The organism is Xanthomonas sp. AC360 (assembly GCF_979258225.1).
In genome coordinates, this window is the sequence record NZ_OZ409846.1 from 3,486,434 (window position 1) to 3,506,853 (window position 20,420).

Annotated in this window: 16 protein-coding genes, 1 other RNA gene and 1 pseudogene; 13 read left to right on the plus strand and 5 right to left on the minus strand. The window is 65.3% G+C overall.

All coding sequences use genetic code 11. The annotated features are described in order from the left end of the window. Positions 1 to 146: 146 nt before the first annotated feature. The 5 genes from ACZZ0O_RS15005 (at position 147) to ACZZ0O_RS15025 (ending at position 5,290) form a co-directional block, all read left to right on the plus strand. The gene (locus ACZZ0O_RS15005) at positions 147 to 989 is read left to right on the plus strand and encodes a class I SAM-dependent methyltransferase (RefSeq protein WP_463591158.1); all 843 of its coding nucleotides are present in this window, start codon (positions 147 to 149) and stop codon (positions 987 to 989) included. Positions 990 to 1,001: 12 nt separating this feature from the next. Next, a complete protein-coding gene (locus ACZZ0O_RS15010; protein WP_463591159.1) occupies positions 1,002 to 2,219 on the plus strand; it encodes an amidohydrolase family protein in 1,218 nt (405 codons plus the stop codon). After that, positions 2,216 to 2,914: a class I SAM-dependent methyltransferase gene (locus ACZZ0O_RS15015; RefSeq protein ID WP_463591160.1), complete on the plus strand. Its 699-nt coding sequence runs from the start codon at positions 2,216 to 2,218 to the stop codon at positions 2,912 to 2,914. The genes ACZZ0O_RS15010 and ACZZ0O_RS15015 overlap by 4 nt, the downstream gene beginning before the upstream one ends. A gap of 127 nt (positions 2,915 to 3,041) precedes the next feature. Then, the gene (locus ACZZ0O_RS15020) at positions 3,042 to 4,172 is read left to right on the plus strand and encodes a glycosyltransferase family 4 protein (RefSeq protein ID WP_463591161.1); all 1,131 of its coding nucleotides are present in this window, start codon (positions 3,042 to 3,044) and stop codon (positions 4,170 to 4,172) included. Further along, a complete protein-coding gene (locus ACZZ0O_RS15025) occupies positions 4,169 to 5,290 on the plus strand; it encodes a glycosyltransferase family 4 protein (RefSeq protein WP_463591162.1) in 1,122 nt (373 codons plus the stop codon). The genes ACZZ0O_RS15020 and ACZZ0O_RS15025 overlap by 4 nt, the downstream gene beginning before the upstream one ends. 365 nt (positions 5,291 to 5,655) lie before the next feature. Here ACZZ0O_RS15025 and ACZZ0O_RS15030 read toward each other — a convergent pair whose 3' ends face one another. Both ACZZ0O_RS15030 and ACZZ0O_RS15035 read right to left on the minus strand, forming a co-directional pair. Then, positions 5,656 to 6,870 carry a nucleotidyltransferase family protein gene (locus tag ACZZ0O_RS15030; protein ID WP_463591163.1) on the minus strand — a complete coding sequence of 405 codons (1,215 nt, stop codon included), beginning with the start codon at positions 6,868 to 6,870 and terminating at the stop codon, positions 5,656 to 5,658. A 160-nt stretch (positions 6,871 to 7,030) separates the two neighbouring features. Further along, a pseudogene (locus tag ACZZ0O_RS15035) lies at positions 7,031 to 8,585 on the minus strand (B12-binding domain-containing radical SAM protein). 156 nt (positions 8,586 to 8,741) lie between these two features. Between ACZZ0O_RS15035 and ACZZ0O_RS15040 the strand changes: the two are divergent. Together ACZZ0O_RS15040 and ACZZ0O_RS15045 are read left to right on the plus strand one after the other, a co-directional pair. Next, complete coding sequence (locus ACZZ0O_RS15040) at positions 8,742 to 9,812, plus strand: phosphoenolpyruvate carboxykinase (ATP) (RefSeq protein ID WP_463591164.1); 1,071 nt, start codon at positions 8,742 to 8,744, stop codon at positions 9,810 to 9,812. Between the two features lie 78 nt (positions 9,813 to 9,890). Then, on the plus strand, positions 9,891 to 11,618 hold the full coding sequence (locus ACZZ0O_RS15045) for an ATP-binding cassette domain-containing protein (protein WP_463591165.1): 1,728 nt from the start codon (positions 9,891 to 9,893) through the stop codon (positions 11,616 to 11,618). Positions 11,619 to 11,663: 45 nt separating this feature from the next. On the opposite strand, the gene ACZZ0O_RS15050 is transcribed toward ACZZ0O_RS15045, so the two are convergent. After that, positions 11,664 to 13,067: an MFS transporter gene (locus tag ACZZ0O_RS15050; RefSeq protein WP_463591166.1), complete on the minus strand. Its 1,404-nt coding sequence runs from the start codon at positions 13,065 to 13,067 to the stop codon at positions 11,664 to 11,666. A 195-nt stretch (positions 13,068 to 13,262) separates the two neighbouring features. Between ACZZ0O_RS15050 and ACZZ0O_RS15055 the strand changes: the two genes are divergently transcribed. The 3 genes from ACZZ0O_RS15055 to ACZZ0O_RS15065 all read left to right on the plus strand — a co-directional run bounded on the left by ACZZ0O_RS15055 (position 13,263) and on the right by ACZZ0O_RS15065 (position 15,042). After that, a non-coding RNA gene (locus ACZZ0O_RS15055) (sX9 sRNA) lies at positions 13,263 to 13,338 on the plus strand. Between the two features lie 141 nt (positions 13,339 to 13,479). After that, positions 13,480 to 14,481 (plus strand): LLM class flavin-dependent oxidoreductase, encoded by a 1,002-nt coding sequence (locus ACZZ0O_RS15060; protein WP_115511972.1) that lies wholly within the window; start codon positions 13,480 to 13,482, stop codon positions 14,479 to 14,481. 60 nt (positions 14,482 to 14,541) lie between these two features. Continuing rightward, the gene (locus tag ACZZ0O_RS15065; protein ID WP_115527591.1) at positions 14,542 to 15,042 is read left to right on the plus strand and encodes a pyridoxamine 5'-phosphate oxidase family protein; all 501 of its coding nucleotides are present in this window, start codon (positions 14,542 to 14,544) and stop codon (positions 15,040 to 15,042) included. A 444-nt stretch (positions 15,043 to 15,486) separates the two neighbouring features. Here ACZZ0O_RS15065 and ACZZ0O_RS15070 read toward each other — a convergent pair whose 3' ends face one another. Together ACZZ0O_RS15070 and ACZZ0O_RS15075 are read right to left on the minus strand one after the other, a co-directional pair. Further along, on the minus strand, positions 15,487 to 16,158 hold the full coding sequence (locus ACZZ0O_RS15070) for an exopolysaccharide biosynthesis protein (RefSeq protein WP_055844356.1): 672 nt from the start codon (positions 16,156 to 16,158) through the stop codon (positions 15,487 to 15,489). Further along, on the minus strand, positions 16,142 to 17,482 hold the full coding sequence (locus ACZZ0O_RS15075; protein ID WP_055844353.1) for a hemolysin family protein: 1,341 nt from the start codon (positions 17,480 to 17,482) through the stop codon (positions 16,142 to 16,144). The genes ACZZ0O_RS15070 and ACZZ0O_RS15075 overlap by 17 nt, the downstream gene beginning before the upstream one ends. A gap of 274 nt (positions 17,483 to 17,756) precedes the next feature. Between ACZZ0O_RS15075 and ACZZ0O_RS15080 the strand changes: the two genes are divergently transcribed. From ACZZ0O_RS15080 to ACZZ0O_RS15090, 3 genes are all read left to right on the plus strand, one after another. Further along, positions 17,757 to 18,383 (plus strand): DUF47 domain-containing protein, encoded by a 627-nt coding sequence (locus tag ACZZ0O_RS15080; RefSeq protein ID WP_055844350.1) that lies wholly within the window; start codon positions 17,757 to 17,759, stop codon positions 18,381 to 18,383. Between the two features lie 9 nt (positions 18,384 to 18,392). Beyond that, positions 18,393 to 19,520, plus strand: coding sequence for an inorganic phosphate transporter (locus ACZZ0O_RS15085; RefSeq protein WP_055844347.1), 1,128 nt, complete (start codon positions 18,393 to 18,395; stop codon positions 19,518 to 19,520). A 108-nt stretch (positions 19,521 to 19,628) separates the two neighbouring features. Then, positions 19,629 to 20,390, plus strand: coding sequence for a YdcF family protein (locus ACZZ0O_RS15090; protein ID WP_115511968.1), 762 nt, complete (start codon positions 19,629 to 19,631; stop codon positions 20,388 to 20,390). The last annotated feature ends 30 nt before the right edge of the window (positions 20,391 to 20,420 follow it).

Consider the following 20,420-nt stretch of genomic DNA (forward strand, 5'->3'; position numbering starts at 1 on the left):
CATCCAGGCACTGCTCGTGCGCGCGGTCGGACTGCAACCAAACCGACTAGTGCTGGCACTCACGGGTCTATCAAGCGATACCGCGTTGGCGGTGCCGCGTCTGGAGAGTGTCGTGAAATCAGCAGGACGGGTGGGGGAGGCGATGCATGTCAGTGGTCAGTGAGCATGCCGCGCGCGGCGGGACGGTCGCGCCGGAGCAGTTGCTGGAGACGCAGCGCGCGTTCGACAGCGTCGCCCCCGATTACGACGGTCCGCGCGGCAACAACGCGCTGATCCAGCGCATGCGCACCACGCTGTGGGACACGGTGGCCGCAGAGTTGCCGGTCGGCTCGCGCTTGGTGGATCTGGGCTGCGGTACCGGGCTGGATGCGGGCGAGTTCGCGCGCCGCGGCTACAACGTGCTGGCAACCGATTGGTCGCCGGCCATGATCGAGCGCACCCGCCATCGCGCGGTGACGCAGGGTCTGGAGGAGCGTCTGGCGGCCGCGCATGTGGGTATCCAACAGCTCGACCAGCTGGAGGGCACCTTCGACGGCATGTATTCCAACTTCGGCCCGCTCAATTGCGCGCCGGATCTGCCGGCGGTGGCCGCAGAATGCGCGCGTCTGCTGCGTGCTGACGGCTGCCTGGTGTTTTCGGTGATCGGGCGCATCTGCCCCTGGGAAATCGGCCATTACGCGTTGCGCGGGCGCTTCAAGCGCGCGGCGGTGCGTGCGGCCAAGGGCGCAACCGCGGTGGGCATGAACGGCCACACCATCTGGACCTGGTACCACCTGCCGCGCGAGTTCTATCGCGCCTTTGAAAAGCACTTCGTGCTGGACAGCTACCGTGCCCTGAGCCTGTTCCTTCCGCCGCCGTATCTGGTCGATTTTTGCGAGCGCCATCCGCGCGTCTCCGAGCGCCTTGGCTGGCTGGACGACCGTTTCGGTGGGTTGCCGCTGTTGCGCGACATGGGCGATCACTTCCTGATCGTGATGCGCAAGCGCTGAGTGGAGATGCCCATGTCCATGGCCGATGTCTGTCTGCAGGGCGCGCGATCGATCACGCTCGCGGGCCCGTCGCGCGCAGCGGTGAACCTGCGCGTGGGCCGCTTTGGTGGCACGCTGGGCACCGGGACCTTGCGTCTGGATCTGCAGGGGCATGTGCTGGCGCCAGGCCTGATCAACGCGCACGAGCACTTGCAGGTGAACTGTGTGCCGCCGCTGCCGCAGGGCGCGCCGTTCGCCAACAGCTACGCATGGATCGAGGCGTTTCAGGCGCACTTTCAACATCCGGAAGTGGCTGCGGCATTGCGCGTGCCCAAAGCGGTGCGCTTGCGCCATGGCGGCCTGAAGAATCTGCTCGCCGGCGTGACCTGCGTGGCGCAGCACGACCCCTGGCATGCCACGCTGGATGAGGTCGATTTTCCGGTCAGCGTGCTGCACGAATTCGGTTGGAGTTATGCATTGGGTTGGACCGGCTACGGCCCACCGGTGCAGGGCAGCTTTGCGGCAACGCCGGCGGCGCACCCGTGGATGATCCATCTGGCCGAAGGTACCGACGCAGTGGCGCGTGCCGAGCTCGACGATCTGGATAGGCTCGGTTGCCTGGCGTCCAACACGGTGCTGATCCACGGCGTGGGCATGGGCGAGCAGGATATCGAGCGGGTGATCGCGCGTGGCGCGGCGGTGGTGTGGTGCCCGTCGAGCAATCTGGCGCTGCTGGGGCGCACGCTCGATCCATGGCAGTTGTGCAAGGCCGGGCGGCTGGCGCTGGGCAGCGATTCGCGCGTCAGTGGCGCGCGCGATCTGCTCGAAGAACTGCGCATTGCCGCCCGCAGCGGGCTGGCGCCGGACCTGCTATTGGGCCTGGTGACCGAGCAATCCGCACGCATTCTGCGCATGCCAACACGTGGACGCATCGCGCCGGGCGCTGCTGCGGATCTGGTGATCGTGCGCGACCGCGGGGGCGAGCCCGCCAGCAGCGTGATCGGCTGCGAACGCAGCGAGTTGCGTGCGGTGATTCGCGATGGCAAACCGCGCATCGCCGATCCGGATTTTGCGTCGTGGTTCGACGCCGCCGGCATCCAGACCGTTCCGGTGGTGCTGGATGGACGCCCCAAGTTGCTGGACGCCACATTGGCCGACCCGGCAGTACTAGCGCTCGAACCCGGCCTGCAACGGGTGCAGGACGTCCAGCAAGCGTCTAGCGCAATGGCAGCGATGGGCGTCGCGTCGTGAGCGCGGTTCCGGTACTCGAGCCTGACGCGGCGTATGCGTTGTGGGCCCAGGCGTATCCGCCGCACGCGCACAACCCGGTGATGCAGGCCGAAGAGCGCGCAATGCTTGGCTTGATGCCCGCTACCTTGCAGAACCAGCATGTCGTGGATGCCGGCTGCGGCAGCGGCCGCTACATGCTGCATGCGTTACGCCGTGGCGCACGCCATGTCACTGGTGTCGATCTGTCGCCGCAGATGCTCGCGCGCGCCCAAACCGAACTGTCGCAGCATTGGCCAGCTGCGCGGGTGCAGCTGCAGCAGGGCAGTCTGGACCAGTTGCCGCTTGCCGATGCGGTTGCCGACCTCAGTGTGTGCGGCCTGGTGCTCGGGCACCTGCAGCGGCTGTGGCCGGCGCTGGAAGAATTGCATCGCGTCACCCGCATCGGCGGCATCGTGTTGTGCAGCGACGTGCATCCGATCGGCCATGCATTGGGTTGGCGCCGCGATTTCAAGGCCGATGGCCAGCACTATGCGGTGCGACACATCCAGCATCTGTACAGCCATTGGCATTCGGCATGCGTGGCCTTGGGCTTCGCGATCGAAGCGGTCGCCGAGCCGATGCTGGACCCGGCCGATATCCCCGCTGGCGCACGCTTCGACCAGGCGGCGCTGCAGGTACCGGTGGCGCTGGTGCTACGGCTGCGGCGTCTCGAGTGAGCGTCGCGCCGGGGCTGTCCCTCCGCAATACGCGCGGCATAGGCCCTCAGCAGGATCTGCTGTGGTGCTGCGTGGAGGGCGGCGACGTTCACTCCGCACAGCGCGCCAGCCCAGCGGCGATCGCACCGTGACACGACATGTCGCACAGCTCAACCTGGTGCCGACGCCCGCCGGCCTGAGCGCCGACCAAGTGTTTGCGCAATGGCCTTCGCTTGCCGACATTGCCGAGGCGGTGGCCAGTGCAGATGTACGCGTTTCGGTGATCCAGGCCTCTGCGTTGAATGTGCGCATCGCACGGCAAGGCGTGGACTATCGCTTTGTCGATCTTGGCTTGCGCGGAAGCGCCGCGCGTGCAACCACGTTGTCGGCGCTCTTGCGCGAGATCAACGCCGACGTGATCCATGTGCATGGCCTGGAATTCGCCGGTGATGCGCGCAGGCTTGCGCGCCTTCTGCCGAATGTGCCGATCCTGCTGCAGGATCATGCCAATCGCCCGCCGCGGTGGTGGAGCAGGGCGGTGTGGCGGGCTCGCTATCGCGCCGCTGCCGGTATCGCGTTTACCTCGTTGGACATGGCGCACCCGTTTCTGCGCGCGCGTCTGTTTCAACGCCGCACGCAGCTGTTTGCGATTCCCGAATCCAGCAGCCGCTTTATGCCGGGTGATCGCCTGCTGTCACGCGAGCACACGCAACTGCATGGCGACCCATGTGTGCTATGGGTGGGCCATCTGAGCGCAGCCAAGGACCCGCTGTGCGTGCTCGATGCGGTTGCCATGGCGGCGCGCCTGTTGCCCGGTCTGCGGCTATGGTGCGTGTTCGACCAGGCGCCCTTGCTGGAACAGGTGCAGCAGCGGCTGCGCGACGATGCGCGTCTGGCGGGGTGCGTGCAGCTGTTGGGCAAGGTCGAGCATGCGCGCGTGCAGACGCTGTTGCAGGCGAGCGATGTCTTCGTGTCCGCCAGCCATGCCGAAAGTTGCGGCTATGCCGCGCTGGAAGCGTATGCCTGCGGCGCCCTGCCGTTATTGACCGATATTCCGGCCTTCCGCGCACTCAGCGATGACGGTGCGGTCGGCGAACTCTGGCCGGTAGGCGATGCCAGCGCATTGTCGGAATTGTTGTTGAGCGTAGCGCGGCAGCGGCCCAGCCGTGCGCAGGTGCGGGCGCACTTCGATGCGCGGCTGTCGTTCGCGGCAGTGGGGCAGCGCTGGGCGCAGGCGTATGCAAGCCTGCTGAAACCACTGCGAGCGCACACGCGATGAAGTTGGCGCTGGTGGTGCCGGGCGGGGTGGATCGCAGCGGCGATGTGCGTGTGATTCCGGTGTTTCTGACCTTGATCGAATGGCTGGCACGCAGCCACGAGGTGCACGTGTTCGTGCTGCATCAGGAACCCTTGCCCGATACCTGGATGCTGCGCGGCGCCAAGGTCCACAACATCGGCGCGCGACGCACGCGTCTGCGTGCCATCGGCGCCATTGTCGAAGAACATCGGCGTGCGCCGTTTGCGGTGATCCAGGCAATCTTTTCCGGCTATTGCAGCCTGATCGCGGTGAGTGCGGCAACGCTGCTGCGACGTCCCAGCGTAGTGCATATCGCAGGCGGTGAGCTGGTCGCGCTGGATGCCATCGGTTATGGCGGCCGGCGGCGGTGGCGCGGACGCCTGCGCGAAGCGGTGATCCTGCGCTTGGCCGATCGTGTTACCGCTGCCAGCGTGCCGATCATCGATTCGTTGCAAGCGCTCGGTATCGGCGCGCAACGCGTGCCGTTAGGGGTGGATTTGCGTGCCTGGCAGCCCGTCCCACCGCGTCCGCGCGAAGGCGCGGTTGCACGTTTGCTGCACGTGGCCAGCCTCAATCCGGTCAAGGACCAGAGCACCTTGCTGCGCGCAATGGCCGCACTCAAGCGGGCCGGTGTGGCTTTTACGCTGGACATGGTCGGTGTCGACACGCTGGACGGTGCCATGCAGCACCTGGTGCAGCAGCTAGGCCTGCAGGAGCAGGTACGTTTTCTGGGTTTCAAGACCCAGCGCGAGTTGCGCCCGATCATGCTGGCGGCCGATCTGCTGGTGATGTCATCCCTGCACGAAGCCGGGCCGATGGTGCTGCTGGAAGCGGCCGTGGCCGGTGTTCCGACCGTCGGTACGGCCGTCGGGCATTTAGTGGAATGGGCGCCGATCGCAGCCCTGGCGGTGCCGCCAGGCGATTGGGCGGGCATGGCCGAGGCGATCCGGCAGGTGCTCGGCGATGACGAGCTGCGTCTGCGTCTGGCATGGGCGGCGCAGTGCCGCGCGTTGCGCGAAGACGCGGCCATGACCACGCGTCTGTTCGAGCAGATCTACCGTCAGTTATGCGAGCGCCGGCCGCTTGGCCCAACAAACTAGAGCGACCCCCAAACCTACTGCGCAGCTGCCAGGCGGGCAAAGCTGGTACTCGGTGCGGCATATGGCACGCGGACACGGCGGAGCTGCGCGCGCCGGACATATCCACCTGGCGACTGCTCGCCACGTTGTTTTGATCGCGCTCGAGGGCGCGATTCAACGACACATCGTGCGCAGCCAGTACGCACGATTTGGTCCAGCGGCCATGTAGCGTGGCTAAGCACGCAGCATCCACTGATTGCTGCTTTGGTCAGCCAATTTGAACGCCGCGATCAACGCAGCATGCAAGGCTGGGGTGTCGGCGCATGTTCCGCGCCAACGCAGACATCAGACGCCAGCACCGCATTCCACAGGACACCAACGCAGCTTTATGCAGGCTGCAGATACCCATCGAGCGCGGCACGCACCACATACAGCATGTCGGTGCGCGGGACAGGCCGGGTCAGCCTAGTCATCAGACGACGTGCCTGGGTCTGGCGCACCCACGGCTGGCCCTGCAGCCACAACTGCGTCTGCAACATGTCGGCCCGCTCCTTGCGGCTCTCTGCCGACGGCACTACGCGTTGTCGCAGATACTGGCGCGCCTCACGCAGCGAACCCGACCACTCGATGCCGGGTAGTGCAGACAACCACAGGTTCGAGCACGAGGCGGTGGTGAGCGTTTGCCGCGCCGCGCGCATGCGCAGCAGTCGCGGACACTGCGCATGCAGGCGTGCCATCACCGTCGCTGGCACCACTGCGCGGTAGTAGCGTTGCAACAACAACAGCGGAGGCAGTGCCCACCATGGCGAGATCGCCGGGTCTTCCCACAGCTCCTGCCAATCGCGTGGCCCCATGCGTGTGGCCAACAATGCCAGATCGTGCAGATGCATCAGCCGGATGCTGCGATGGCAGATGCCGCCAGCGGCATGCAGCAGCAGGTGACGCATCAAGGCGCCGATGGAGGGGTACGGGTTCAGTCCCGGCTGCGCGCGCTCCGGCCAGACCAGCGCGGTGATGTCCACGCTACGCACTGGCAGGCGTTCCTGGATGCGCGTATGCAGCTCGATATTGATCGGTGCGTCGCGGTGCTCGCCTAGGCCCGCAACGGCATCGCCCCGCAGCGGTTTGAACACCTGGTGCTTCCATTGTTCGAACGACGCCACGTAGCCAAGTTCGCACAACAACGCTGCCGCCGCAGGCGCGTCGTCCGGCTGCACCAGCAAGTCGATGTCGGCCATCGGGCGATCGCCGGGCAGATACACGCCAAGCCGATGCAAGGCGCTGCCCTTCAGTCCCACCAGCGCAATGCCGGCACTGCGTGCAGCCGCGTCGATCTGCGTCAGCAGCAGCGCGATACGCCGGTGCCGGTCTTCAACATGGCTGCGCTGCTCGCTCAGGAAGGCCGTCCATTCGGCGTTCTGCCACAACGAGCGCCGCTGCAGCAACGGCGACACGCCATGCGCCGCCGCCGCCGCCGCGGCCAGCTGCCACTGCAGCCGGTTCCACTGCGGCGCGTTGTCGCCAGGCTGCGCCAGCTCGTGCGCCAGCTGCTCGGTGGCAGTGTGCAGGCCATGTCTGATGGTGCGAAGCGAAGGCTGCATGCAGGTGATCCGGAAAGTCGAACAGGTTGGCGAACGGGATAGCGATGCTGATTGTTGGTGGTGTTGCTGGCAGGGCGTGACGCCATTGCAGTAGTGCGGAAATGGGGTTTCCGCACATGCGACATGATGGTGATCGGGCGGTCGCTTGCTGCCTCGTTGATCAGCCCACCAGCAGCGTTTCCAGCTGGCGTGGCTGCCGCGTCGCCAGGGTGGCAAGCGGCTCGGTGCGGTGGAGATGTTCCGATGCGATCAGTGCGGCCCAACGCGCTTCCAGTTGCTCTGACGCTTGCGAAAGGGCGTCGGCCGTCATCGTTGCGCGCGCCTGTTGCAGGTCGACCTGGGTATGCAGCAGATTGCGCACGCTGCGGTAGAACTCCGAGTCGTAGGCACCATGGAACATCATGGCCAGGTCGTCGCTGTCCTGCCAATGCGTCTTGCCACCCAACTGGTTCTTCACTTCTTCATAGAACTTGGTGCCGGGCAGGGGATACGACACGCTGACGCCGATGATGTCGGGGTTGGCCTGTGTCACCAGTGCGCGCGTGGCCAGAATGTCCTCGAGCTCTTCGCCCAGATACCCCAACTGGATGAAGAAGCCGACGCGGATGCCATGTGCGCCCAGCCGTTCGCGCGCCGCGATCACTTCGGCCACCTGCGTGCCTTTGGTCATCTTGTCGAGGATGCGCTGGCTGCCGCTTTCCGCGCCGATCCAGGCCTCCGCGCAACCGGCACGCGCTAGGGCGGCAGCCATGCGTTCGCTGGCCAGATCGGCACGGGTCTGGATGGTGAAGGGAATCGCGCCGTCGTCCTCGCTCAAACGCTGCGCAAACGTCTCGACCCAATCGATATGGAAGCCGAAGATATCGTCGGCCATCCACAGATGGTCGGGCTGGAAGTTACGTTTGAGATGGATCATCTCTGCGGCCACGTCTTCGGCGCCGCGGCGTTTGTAATGGTTGCCCCAGATCGGCTTGGCGCACCAGTTGCAACGGAACGGGCAGCCACGCGATGCCGCCATGTTCAAGCTGAAATAGCCATGCCGTTGCTGCCAGAACTGCCGATAGCGCGGCATGTCGACCAGGTCCCAGGCAGGCAACCCGCTCAAACGCGCATCCGGTGGCTGCGCACCGGGATGTGCGCGGACTGCTGCAGGGTCGCTGGTGGCAATGCGTGCAACGCCGGCCAGCCAGGCCTGGTCATCGATCTGCGGATTGGCCTCGACGCGTTCGATCAGTTCGATCAACGGCGCGATGCCTTCGCCGATCAAGGTCGCATGTGCGCCGGCGGCCAGAAACACGTCTGGGTTGTCGGAGGCATCCGAGCCCGCCACCAGCACCCGGCACCCGGCGGCGCGCGCCTGCCGGATCATGTGGCAGGCAGCCTCGCGCATCCGGCTCAGGCACATCTTAGTCAGAAAGTTGAAGTTGTCTTCGTAGAACACCACCAGGTCCGGCTGCGCCTCATGCAGCGCGCCGGCATAGTCCTCCACGTCGTCGGCCAGCATGGCGTCGAACAGGCTCAGCGCATGCCCACGCTCGCGCAGCAATGCGGCAATCTGCAGGGTGGCCAACGGCGGATACGGCTTGCCGCGCTCCCATTGTTTTGGGTCGTAACGCAAGAAATACGAATGACTGACCTGGATCTTTAGCATCTGCACAAGGCTCTCGTTCTGTCGCCAGATGACGCGCAGCGGTGGCGTGCGCAGACACCGGCATTCGGCTCGGCAGTAGGTGCGCACGCAGGCGCCTTTGGTTGCGCTGTTGCGATGCGTCGCAGCGTCGATGGAAGGCGGCGGTACATCGCATTCGACGATGCAACCTTTCTTTGGCGAATCAGCACACACCGGCTGATCGATGCAATGGATGACAGGCATGCCGCAGTCGGCTGCGTTGGCGCAACACACGCCGGTGAGCGAACGCGCATGCGTGGTTCCGCCGAACACTTTTGCACCGGACACTCTCGCGTCAGACCCGTTCGGTGAGCAGCGTGCGCGTCGTTTCAGCGTACAGCGGCAGATTCTCGGCGCGCTCTTCCACTTTCACAGCGATAGCGAAGCGTTGCTGGCGTTGGTGGATGCCGCCTACGCGGGCCTGCCGGCGTACTGCCTGCCTGACGCGCCGCAGTTTCATCTCACCCTGGATCTGGTGCCACGCGCGCCGGGCGCCATGGTCGATACGCCCCCGCCGGTGCGCACGCATGCGGTTGGCGGGCTGGTCTGCGGCGTCATGGATGCCAGCAATTACCTGATGCTCTCGGTGCCCGAGCGCCGCGCGATGCTGGTGGTGTCCGAAGACATGCTGGCGCATGCGTATCACGTGCGCTATGAACTCATCGAATTTGCGGTGTTCCTGCTTGCCGCGCGTGGCATCGGGCTGGTGCCCTTGCATGGTGCCTGCGTTGGCCGGCACGGTCGCTGTGTGCTGTTGCTTGGCGCCAGCGGTGCGGGCAAATCCACGCTGGCGCTGCACAGTCTGCTGCATGGCCTGGAGTTCATCGCCGAAGACGGCGTGTTCGTGGCGCCGGAGAGTCTGCTGACCACCGGGGTTGCCAACTTTCTGCATCTGCGGCCGGAATCGCTTGGCCTGCTCGATGCGCGCACGCGCGCATGGATCGGCGCAGCGCCCACCATTCGTCGCCGCAGCGGTGTGGAAAAGTACGAGGTCGATATTCGCCACGGTCATGCCACCCTTGCGCCCACGCCGTTGCAGCTAAGCGCGGTATTGATGCTGTCCAGCCAGTCTGCCGATGCCTCCGCAGCGGGCCTGGTGCCGGTGCCGGTCACACAGATTGCCGAATCCCTGGCGCGCGATCAGCCGTACGCTGCCGGTCAGCCCGGCTGGCAGCGGTTTGTCGCGCAGGTGCAGCGCGTCGGGATGTTTACCTTGCGTCGCGGCGCGCATCCGCACGCCTCGCTCGAGGCGGTGCTGCGGGTGTTGCGATGACGGCCTGCATGATCGAAAGCGCGTGCAATGCGCTGGATGACACGCGCCGAGCGGCACGGCATGCGCGCGGCGGCGCCGATGCATAAGCCTGCGCACGGCGGCCGGAGTCAGGCAGCGCTACGCAGCTTCATCGACACGCTGGTGCCCACCGACCTGCCGGCTGTCGGGTTGTACGTCGCGCTGTCGCTGGCGGCCGCGTGCGTCGGCAGTATCGTTGCAGTGTGCCTGGTGCCGCTGGTGCAACCGGGCCACAGCGTGCAGTTGGCCGGCTACCAACTCGCATTGCCGGGTGGCCTGCCGCTGCAGGCGAGCCTGTTCGTGGTGGTGAGCCTGTTGTTCGCCGCGCTGCGCTGGTGCGGGGCGCGCCTGGCCGCACGCCTGACCAGCCGCTATGCAGTGGGCCTGCGTCGGCGCGTGCATGCCGCCTTGATCGATGCGCCGTTGCCGGCACTGGCTGGCGCCAGTTCGGCCGAAATCGCCAACGTGCTCACCTACAACATCGAGATCGCAACGCAAGGCTTCAGCGCCGTGCTGCAGTTGCTGGTGGCAGGCATCACTGCAGTGGTCAGCGTGTGCATCGCGGTGTTGATCGCACCTGCGTTGCTGTTTGCCACGCCGTTATTGTTGGTGCTGGCCTGGCTGGGTGTGCGGCTGTCCAGCAGCGATGCGCAGGCACGCATCAGTCGCGACTATGTGGCCGACATGACGCAGCTGTTCTGGTTGAGCGAAGATTTTCCGCGTCGCCTGCGCCATGTGCGCTCGTTCCAGCGCGAAGAGGTCGAAGCACAGCACTACGAACGCATTTCAACGCGGTTGGGGCAGGGCTACGCGCAGCAACAGGAACTGGTGGCCAGCAGTCGGTTGGTCCTGGAATTCACCGCCGTAGCCGCAATTGCCGGCATCCTGGTGCTGGCCAATCTATGGCAAGGCGCCGACCGCGCCGCGCTGATCACCGTCAGTCTGCTGCTTGGTCGCTTGCTGCCGTATCTGGTAACGACGCGGCAGAGCGTGCAGCAGTTACGTTCTGCGTGGCCGGCGCTGCAGTTGTGGCGGCGCCATGTGGATCTGGGTGCACCGCGCATGCAGGCATCGGCCGACGCAGCGCAGCCGCTGCCGGCCGCGTTACATGTCGAGCGCATCGAATTGGCGGCGCCGCTGCCCGCGCTGGATATCGGCCCGCTGTTGCTGGTGCCCGGCGAGATGACCTTGATCGTCGGCCCTTCCGGCGTCGGCAAGAGCAGCTTGATGGACGTGCTCTCCGGGCAGGCGCCGCCCGTAGCGTTCGATGCGCATATGGGCGGGCGTCGGCTGGATTTCGCCGCTTACCGGCAACTGATCCGGCACAGCGCCTACATTGGCCAGGGCGTGCGGCCCTGGCAGCGCAGCGTGCGCGATTGCCTGGAGTGGGCGTTGCCGGGCACCACCGAGACCTGCATGTGGCAGGTCCTGGCCGAGGTCGGTTTGCACGCGCGGTTGCAGCGCGACGGCCACGGCTTGCTCACCGCGATCAATGGCCCGGAAAGCCGCCTGTCCGGTGGCGAGTTGCAACGTCTGCTGTTGGCGCAGGTGTTGCTGCGCGCGCCGACCCTGGCGGTACTGGACGAAGCGACCAGCGCACTCGACGCGCAGGCCGAACATCAGCTGCTGTGCACGTTGCGACAGCGCCTGCCGCACACCGTGCTGGTGGTGGTTTCGCATCGCACCAGCCTGGCCTCGGTGGCCGATCGCACTGTTGCACTTGGACAGACACCGGTTTTGCAGCCGCAGGGCAAGAGCGCGGCCTTGGTGAAACGCCACGGCGCATGACGTGAGACACGTGCATCGCCGAGCTGTCACACCGCTGCGCAGGCGCTAGCCCGCAATCTCTTCCAGCGCACGATTGCGCGTGCGCGGCCCGAACACGGCGATCACGCTCGCCACGATCGACATGCTGATCACGATAAAGGTCAGCACGCCATGGCTGCCGACCTGGGCAAGCAGCCAGCCGATCAACACGCTGCTCACCGCCGTCGACAGACGGCTGAACGAGTAGCAAAACCCGACCGCACGCGCACGCAATCCTGTGGGGAACAGTTCGGCCTGATAGCCGTGGTAAGCAAAACTCATCCAGGCATTGCAGAACGCGATCATCGCCCCGCACAGCACCATGCCGATGGCGTCATGCTGCAGCAAAAACAGCACGCCAAACATCACCGCGCCCAGCGCCGATGCGGTGATCTGCCACTTGTTTTCCCAGCGCTGCGCAAAGCGCAGCAACAGCAGCGGCGCAAGCGGGTAGGCCAGCGAAATCGCAAACGAATAGCCCAGGCTCTTGGTGACACCGGTGCCTTGCGCTGCAATCAAGGCTGGCAACCAGTTGCCGAAGCCGAAGAAACCGATGGCCTGAAAAATGTGGAACACCACCAACATGCCGATGCGCCCGCGATACGGCGCCCGCCACAAGTCCGACACCCGCGCTTGGCTGGCGGGCGCTGCGGCGGCCAGTTGCGGCTCGGGCAACGGCGCGCCGATATCGCGCACGCAGCGCGCTTCCAGTTGATTCAGCACCGCATCCGCTTCGGCATGGCGGCCCTGCGCGGCCAGCCAGCGCGCCGATTCCGGCAAGCGGCTGCGCAACCACCAGATCGCCAACGCAAACACACCGCTCAGCAGCACGACCCAACGCCAGCCGCTCACTCCCAGTGGCGCATGCGGCACCAGCAGCCACGCGGCCAGCGCCACTGCGGGCACCGCCAGAAACTGCACGAAGAAGGCAAACGCGAACGCCGCGCTGCGCATGTGCCGCGGGACCAGCTCGGACAGATAGGTATCGATGGTCACCAGTTCGATGCCCAGCCCGATCCCCACCACAAAGCGCAGCACGATGACCCCGGTGGCCGTGCTCTGCAGACCCATCGCCACGGTGGCGGCGGTGTACCAGACCAGTGCGAAGGTGAACACCAGGCGGCGGCCGAAGCGGTCAGCGAACGGACTCAACAGCGCGGCGCCGACGAACAGCCCAAGAAACGTTGCTGCGGCGAATGCGGCCTGGTCCGACATCCCAAAGACGCCATCGGCACCCTTGGCAAAAATGCCGTCGGCAATCAGCCCCGGGCTGATGTAGGCGGTCTGGAACAGGTCGTACAGCTCGAAAAACCCGCCCAACGCCAGCAGGCCGACCAGCCGCCACAGCGTGGCGCTGGCCGGCAGTCGGTCGATGCGCGCGGAAATCTGAGCGGCACCGGAGTCATGGGCAGGCGGGGCGGTCATGGTCATCGTGGTACCGCATTGCAAGGCAAACCGCATCATAGCCAGCGGCCTGATCCGGCAGCGCCGGCCCTTCGTCGCGCGGTTGATGGGTTCGCGCCTAGGTCACTGCATCTGCTGCAGCGACGCGGCCATCTGTCCATAGAGCAGTCGATACAACGACTGTGCAGCCGCCAGGCGGGCGCGACCGGTGTTCGGCGGGGCAGGCACTGCTCGTGCACTCCCGTTCTTGCGCGCCGTCCTCACCTACCTGACGACTGCCGACGATGGGGTGTCGGCCACTGTTGATGACGCAGGCCGCGCTCCGCACCCGGTGTTCGGCTGCTGGAATGCTGTAATCCCCTCAGCGCCAGACAACCGACTGGCAATGCCGCCCGGTCAGCCCCATCTCTTGCACATCACTTAGTTCCGGAGCCGTCCGATGACGCCCATTTCCGTGCTCGACCTGGCGCCCGTCTGCGAAGGCAGCGACACCACCCACGCCTTCGCCAACATGCTCGATCTGGCGCAACATGCCGAGCGCTGGGGCTATCACCGGTACTGGCTGGCCGAGCACCACAACATGCCGGGCATTGCCAGCGCCGCCACCGCAGTGTTGATCGGCCACGTCGCCGGCGGCACCAAGACCATCCGCGTCGGTTCCGGCGGCATCATGCTGCCCAACCATGCCCCTCTGCAGGTGGCCGAACAGTTCGGCACGCTGGCGTCGCTGTACCCGCAGCGCATCGATCTGGGCCTGGGCCGCGCCCCCGGGACCGATCAACCCACCGCACGCGCCTTGCGCCGCTATTTCGACGGTGCCGACCAGTTCCCGCAGGACGTGGCGGAGTTGCTGCGTTACTTCGCCCCCGCAGTGCCGGGGCAGTTGGTGCAGGCCGTCCCCGGTGCCGGGATCGATGTGCCGGTGTGGCTGCTGGGGTCCAGCCTGTTCAGTGCGCGGCTGGCTGCCGCGATGGGGTTGTCGTTCGCGTTCGCCTCGCACTTCGCGCCCGATGCGATGGACGAGGCGGTGGCGATCTACCGCCGCGAATTCCGCCCGTCCGCGCAGTTGGCCAAGCCGCACGTCATGCTCGCCCTGAACGTGGTGGCTGCCGAGACCGAAGCGCAGGCGCGTCGGTTGTTCACTACCCAGCAGCAGAGTTTCGTCAATCTGCGTCGCGGCAAGCTCAGCAAGATCCCGCCGCCCATCGACGATATCGACAGCTTCTGGCAGCCGCATGAGCGTGTCGGTGTGGAGCGTGCCCTGGCATGCACCGTGCTCGGCGATGCCGACCAGGTTGCGCAGGGCGTGGCCGCCTTTATCGATCGCCACGGCCCGGACGAGTTGTTGTTTACCGCCAACATCTACGATCACGCCGCGCGCCTGCGTTCGTTCGAGATCGCGGCAGAAGCGGTCCGCGAGTTGGACGTGACCACTGCGTGATTCACGTCGCTTTGCGCGTCGATCCGCTCAGATGCATGCATCTCCATTGGGAACACACGCATGCAACTTCAGGAACGTAGCGAGAGCATCAAGCAGTTGGCGGAATTGATTCGCGGCGTGGACATTGCGATGTTCACCACCGTCTCGGCGGACGGCAAGCTGGTGAGCCGCCCGCTGGGCACGCAGGAAGTCGAATTCGACGGCGACCTGTGGTTCGCCACCGCCGCCGACAGCCCGAAAGTGGCGGAAATCGCCGCCGACCCACGCGTCAACGTGTCCTACGCCTCGGCATCCAAGAACACCTACGTGTCGGTCGCCGGCACTGCGCGCGTGGTGCACGACCGCGCCAAGATCGATGCGTTGTGGTCGCCGGCAATGAAAGTGTTTTTCCCCGGCGGCAAGGACGACCCCAACCTGCGCTTGATCCATGTACGTGCCGAGTCGGCAGAGTATTGGGACGGCCCCAGCGGCCTGCTGGGCAAGGCGTTGTATTTCGTCATGGCCGCCGTCACCGACGATACCGCAAGCCTCTCGGATAACCGCGTGGTCGATCTGAAGTAAGCAAGACCTGAGGTAAGCGCCAAGCCCTGATCTGAGCACCAGGACCTGACGTAACCGACAAGTCCCGATCTAATGACCAAGGTTTGGCTTTAGTACGACGATCGGGCGTTCCAGACGATCGGTCCTTCTAAAGGCGGCGAAAACCAATCGCCGCACGGGCCGTTTGGTTTCCATATGGCGCAAGGCTTCGCCTATAACGCAACGTTATCCGCGTGGTGCGTACGCGACACCACCGCAACCCAAGATCGCTCAATCGCACGCCAAGCGCTTTAGCCCCTCTCCTGCGGGAGAGGGGTTGGGGTGAGGGTACGTCCGCCAGTAACGTCGACGTTGAACGAACATCCCAACCAGCGTTCGCCAGCGAAAGAGTGTCACCCATTCCAGAATCAGAGCTGATCCGTCAGCGCCAGCAAGCCCAATCCGGCGCGCACTCTTCGGTAGAACTCAACGCCACGCCACCGGCCACCAGCCACGAATCAGATCCAGCAACTGATCCGAGGTGATGCCGAACACCGCGATCGACACCAGCGCCGCCGCCCAGCCGACCAGCATCAACGCGCCGTCGCGCTCCAGCAAGGCCAGCGCAAACAGCAGCAGGATCAAGCCGAACAGATAGTTGGTAAACGGGATCGGCAGCGTCAGTAAAATGCCGACCAGCACCAGCAGCAACCCGGTGAACACCTGCGCCGGTATCCGATCGAGCACCCCGTGCAAACGCGGCTTGAGCAGGCGGTCCAGCCGCTGCAGCGTTGGCGCCAGCTTCGCCACGAAACGCTGGCTGGTGCGTCGCCGCGGCCCACGGTTGCCGATAAAGGCCGGCACCCACGGCTTGCGCAGGCAGCACATCATCTGCACTCCGATCAGCACCGTCAGCGGCCCGCTGATGCCGCCGGCCACGCCCGGAATCGGGATGAACGACGGCAGGATCGCCAGAAATAAAAACACCCCGAATGCGCTTTGCTGCAGGTCGGCCAGAATTTCGCGCACCCGCAGCACCTGCTCCGGGTCGCCGTCACTGAAGGCCGCCAACAAACTGCGGATGCCTTCATTGCGGTAGCGCATCTGCTCGCCACCGGAGTCGTCGGATGGCGGCGCGCCGTTATCCGACGATGTCATCGCTGTCCTCGTCGCCGACGCGGCTCAGCAACAGCTTGTCCACGCGCGCACCATCCAGATCCACGATCTCGATGCGCCAGCCGGCCCAATCGAAGAATTCGCCGGCCTGCGGAATGCGCCCGAAGTAGTAGATGCACAGCCCGGCCAGCGTGTGGTAATCGCCTTCGTCGGCTTCCGGCAGTTCGGCGCCCAGCACTTCGCGCAATTCTTCCACCGGCAGCGAGCCGTCGATCAGCAGCGAGCCATCCGCACGCGTGATCACTAGGGCGTCTTCGTCGGTGTTTTCCACCGCCTGCAGGCGTCCCACCACTGCGCCCATCAAGTCGCTGATGGTCACCAGCCCGCGGATTTCGCCGTATTCGTCGACCACCAGCGCCATCGACTGCTGTTCTTCGCGAAAGATCTCCAGCAGCTTCATCGCATGCGTGGACTCGGACACGAACAAGGTATCGCGCAGTGCCTGGAACAGGTGCTCGCCATGCCCGCCCAGGCGCGTGACCAGCGATTTGACCTCCAGCACGCCCGCAATGTCCTGGTCGCTGCCGCGATACACCGGGTAACGCGAGAACTCGTGCTCGCGCATCATCTGCAGGTTGCGTTCCGGCTCTGCATTGGCATCCAGCCAGGCGATGCGGTTGCGCGGCGTCATCAGGCTGTCGGCGGTGCGGTCGCCCAGGCGCATCACCCGGTTCATCATGTCGCGCTCGTGCGCGTCGATCACGCCGGCTTCGTGGCTTTCGGCCACCAGCATGCGGATCTCTTCTTCGGTGATCGATGCCGATTCGTCCTTGCCCATGCCCAGCATGCGCAGCACCAACCGCGTGGAGCGCGCCAGCACCCACACCCCGGGCGCGGCGATCTTGGCCAGCCAGGTCATCGGCACCGCGACAAAGCCGGCGATATCTTCGGAATTGCGCAATGCCAGCCGCTTGGGCACCAACTCGCCGAAGATCAGCGTCAAAAAGGTGATCAGCGCCACCGCCAGCGTGCTGCCGATCACCACCGAATACGGTTTGGGATCGCCGACCAGCGAGAAGGTGGCCGACAGCGCAGGGAAGGCCAGCTGCAGCCGCTCACCGATTGCCTCGCCGATGGCTTCGCCGCCGAACAGGCCGGTCAGGATGCCGATCGAGGTGATACCGATCTGGACCGTGGACAGGAAGTTCTCGGGGCTCTCGGCCAAGGCCAGTGCCCGCGCGGCGCGCTTGCTGGAGCCAGCCATCTGCTTCAGGCGGCTCTTGCGCGAGGTCATCAACGACATCTCCGACATGGCGAAGAAGCCGTTCAACACGATCAGCGCGATGACGATCAGAAACTCAACCACGGGCGTCTTCCCCGGTCAGTGAAGGGGAGGGCGGGCAAGCGCGGGGTTGGCCGGCGCGCGCAGGGGCGGGGCGGCAACGGGGAAATATAGGGTCGTCTTCCATAGGGTGCGCCCGAAAGCGCGGAGGCATGTTAGCAAATTACAGGGTGATTCGAGCCGGGAAATGCCGATGTGAAGGCCGTGCGCGGCGCCGAGATACCCAGACAGGTCATGGAACGGTCATAATTCGTCCTTGGCGCCCGTCTCTCCCTCGACGGCAGGAAGTTCTCCACCCATGTTCTCGTTGCAGACCATCTTCGGTTCCGGCAAGCAGTTCTATTCGCTTCTGAACGAAGCGGCGCAGGCCGCCTACGACAGCACCAAGGCGTTGCACGCCATGATGCGCACGTCCGACCGGCAACCCGCGCTAGACGCCTTCAAGCTGGCCCGCCTGCGCGAACGCGCCGCCTCCGACAAAATCGGCCAGGCGCTGGTGGACAGCTTCATGACCCCGATCGAGCGCGAAGACATCGAAGCGCTGGGCTCGGCGTTGTACAAGATTCCCAAGCAGGTCGAAAAATTCGCCGACCGCTATTCGCTGGCCACCAAGCACCTGGAACACATCGACTTCGCTCCGCGCGCGGCGATGCTGGAGCAGGCCGCCGCGGTGGTGGTGGAGATGGTCACCGACCTGCCGCAGATGAACATCGATCGCATGACTGCGCTCAACGACAAGCTGCGCACGCTGGAAAACGAGGCCGACCGCCTGATGCTCGAGTTGTACCGCGACATCTATTCCGGCCGCCTGGACACGCTGCAGATGTTCCTGCTCAAGGAGTTCTTCGAGATCCTGGAGAAAGCCATCGACCGTTGCCGTGAGGCAGGGGTGGTGGTGTACCAGATCGTATTGAAGAACAGCTGAGGTCGCCGCGTGCTTACCCTTGTTCTGGTGGTGATCCTGGCCGCGTTGGTGTTCGAGTTCATCAACGGTTTCCACGACACCGCCAATTCCATCGCCACTGTTGTCGCCACCAAGGTGTTGTCGCCGGGTTGGGCGGTGATGCTGGCCGCCGGCATGAATTTGATCGGCGCCCTGACCGGCACTGCGGTGGCCTTGACGATTGCGTCTGGCCTGCTCAACACCAACGTGGTCGAGGTCACCCCGCAGGTGATTTTGTGCGCGCTGCTGGGCGGCATCATCTGGAACCTGATCACCTGGTGGAAAGGCCTGCCGTCGTCGTCCTCGCATGCGCTGATCGGTGGCCTGTGCGGCGCCGGTCTGGCCGCCGCGCACAACAATTGGGACGCATTGATCTGGTCGGAAAGCGTCGGCAACTGGGCCAAGAACAAGGGCCTGTTGTGGAAGGTATTCGTGCCGATGATCACCTCGCCGATCGCCGGCTTCCTGCTCGGTATCGTGGTGATGCTGCTGCTGTGGGCCATCATCGCCGGTATGTCGCGGCTCGGTGGCCGGATCGGGCGACTGGCGCGGCCGCGCTGGGTCAATGCGTTCTTCGGCAAGGCGCAGATCGCCTCGGCCGCGTACATGGGCTACGCCCACGGCCATAACGATGCGCAGAAGACCATGGGCATCATTGCGATGACCCTGATCGGCGCGCAGTCGGCCGGTGCGCTGGACAATCTGCCGAGCTGGCTGGCATTTCTGCATCCGGGTACCGGCCTGGCCGCCGGTGACGGCATCCCGATGTGGATCGTGCTGACCTGCGCGGTGGTGATGGCGGCCGGCACCGCCTCCGGTGGCTGGAAGATCATCAAGACGCTCGGCCACAAGATGGTCAAGCTGCATCCCATCCACGGCTTTGCTGCCGAAACCAGCTCGGCCACCGTGCTCACCGTGGCTGCGCATTTCGGCATGCCGGTGTCGACCACGCACAGCATTTCGACCGCGATCATGGGCGTGGGGTTTGCCAAGAACCCGCGCTCGCTGCGGCTGGGCGTGATCGAGCGCATCGTCTGGGCGTGGATCCTCACCATTCCCGCCGCGGGCGGTGTGGCGTATCTGATCCTGACGCTGTTCGAGCTGTTTGGCTGGACCTGATGCGATGTCGCGGTGCGGTCACGCACCGCCGTCACGCTGCGCTGTTATTGCGCAAGGGATCTGCCGTGACCGGGGGTGCCTGCGCGTCCTGAGTGAGAGCCTTTCGCGATGATGCTTGCCCTGGTGTGCGTGTTGTTCGGCTTGGCTTGGTTGATCGACCGTCGCGGATCGCGGCGGTTGTCGCGCGTGCTGGCCGGGGCCAGCCTGGCGCTGGTGTTCGCGGTCGGTTGCGGGCCGCTGCCATCGTGGATGCTGCAGAACCTGCAACACACCGGCCTCAATGATTTCAATGCATGGGGCGCGCGCAACGTCATCGTGCTGCTGGGCGCCGGCACCGTGCGTCCGGAAGGCCGCGACGCGGTGGCCGAAGCCAATATGTTCGCCTATGGCCGTATCGTCGAATCGGCGCGGCTGTACCGGCAATGCCGGCACAGCGGGGGAGATTGCAAGATCGAGATCAGCGGCGGCGACGCCCGCGGTCTGGGCCTGTCGGAGGCGGTGGTGTATCAGCGCGTGTTGATCGGGCTGGGGATCGATCGGGCAGACCTGATCATGGAACCGTCCAGCATGAACACCTGGCAGAACGCGCAATTCAGTCAGCCCTTGCTGCGCGCGCACCGGCCCGATCGCGTCGTGCTGGTGTCCTCGGCCACGCATCTGCGCCGTGCCGAGCTGTACTTCCGTCACTTCGGGATCGATGCCATCCCGGTGCGCGCCGACTGGCTCACCGCGTCCTGGTCGATCCTGCCGCAGAGCTACAACTTCACCCTGGCCGATGTCGCCTTGCACGAATACCTGGGCATCGCGCGGTATCGGCTTTACCAATGGATGGGCTGGAACGTGAAAGCGACCGCGCCTGGCGCGGTCTAAAGCGTCACGACGCGGTTGATTCATCGCCGG